This window comes from Candidatus Chloroploca asiatica, from assembly GCF_002532075.1.
GTDB classification, from domain to species: domain Bacteria; phylum Chloroflexota; class Chloroflexia; order Chloroflexales; family Chloroflexaceae; genus Chloroploca; species Chloroploca asiatica.
In genome coordinates, this window is sequence record NZ_LYXE01000026.1 from 1 (window position 1) to 1,349 (window position 1,349).

Genomic DNA, 1,349 nt, shown 5'->3' on the forward strand with positions numbered 1-1,349 from the left:
TCGGGAACCGGGTCGGACAGATCCGTTGGTCGTCAAGCTCGCCACGAGGCGGGTTGGGCCAAGAAGCCGCGCGGCTTGAGCCGCTGCGGAGTGTCACGCTATTATAACGCCTTCCCGTTGATGATGCATGCGTGCGTAACTGTTCACACAGGGCTGATGCAACGTCATTTCGATTGTCCGCAGATTACGCAGATTACGCAGATTACAGCTTCCGCATCTGCGTCATTTGCGGATACCACTTAACCCTATTGAGACTTTGCATCAACCCTGGTTCACACGTCTCCTGGGAGCGCGGGCGGCTCGCCCGCATCCAGACCCGAGCGGGCGAGCCGCCCGCGCTCGCAGGGTGGTGCTTTCCCTCAAGTCTGAACAGGTACATGTATGCCGATCAGGTGGCCTGCTCAATTCGGCAGCCCCCGAGGGCGTTCCAACGGGTTCAAGAGGTCGTCGCCAGGAAACCACTGCATGGTATACTCGCTCTCCAGGTGACCGGCCCCGGTCGCCAAGATCAGGTCAATCAAGGCCATGACCTGGGGATCAGCGATCCGGCGGGCCAACAAGGCCCGGAGGATCTGATGATCCACACTGGGAAAGAACTGGACGATATCACCTTGCAAAACATAGCGATAGCGGCGGGCCAGGGCTTGCGCTGCATCGAGGGCACGATGCGTGCCTTTGCCGACACGGCACGCATACGAATGATGGATAAACCGGCACTCGAAGATCGGTTCAATGACGGCGCAGAGGGCATGATGCACCACCCGATCACGAAAGGGGGCCGCACTGATCTTCCGTCGTTTGGGTTCGGTGATATAAAAATGGCGATAGCCACCTGGTTGATAGGTTCCCGTGAGCAGTTCGGTTTCTAACGTCAACAAGTTGCGCTCGAGATGATACTCGAACGACGCGACTTCCCCATTGCTCCGTTTGCCACGGCGCGCCCGGTGAAAGGCATGCCAGAGGTTGTCAAAGGAAGCGACCTGGGCAAAGAGATGGTTGTATGTTTTCATCGCTCTCCACCCCTACCTGCCGCGCCGTTGCGCCACGGGCGCAAGCAAGGGGGTGCGCCCCCTTGCATCCCCCCGGCACCGCGCCGCGCCCCCGCTAGCCGTACCTGTGCTACCTGCATAGCGGTACTTACGTCACGCGACAGGACACAGAATACTTTACACATGTGGGTGCCGGGCAAGCCGAAAACCCACAAGCCGAGCATGGAAGTCGGGCGAATTAAGGAGGCGGATGGCCGCGCGCAGGAGGAACGACCCATTGGACCACGAGCCGCCACGAAGTGTAAAGGTTTTTGTGGCCGCATTAGTTCCCTCCTCCTGTCCATTGTCAAGTTCAGGATC

At 59.2% G+C, this 1,349-nt stretch carries 2 protein-coding genes; both read right to left on the reverse strand.

Annotated features, from left to right (window positions below; translation table 11 throughout):
- Positions 1 to 401: 401 nt before the first annotated feature.
- The gene (locus A9Q02_RS02235) at positions 402 to 1,010 is read right to left on the reverse strand and encodes a reverse transcriptase/maturase family protein (protein WP_097650746.1); all 609 of its coding nucleotides are present in this window, start codon (positions 1,008 to 1,010) and stop codon (positions 402 to 404) included.
- 156 nt (positions 1,011 to 1,166) lie between these two features.
- Positions 1,167 to 1,349: hypothetical protein (locus A9Q02_RS24555; RefSeq protein WP_216361429.1), on the reverse strand; the 183-nt coding region annotated here is incomplete at its 5' end.

Bases quoted from the DNA above. Each gene is read 5' to 3' on its own strand.
- A9Q02_RS02235 (WP_097650746.1), bottom strand. From the start codon at position 1,010: ATGAAAACATACAACCATCTCTTTGCCCAGGTCGCTTCCTTTGACAAC.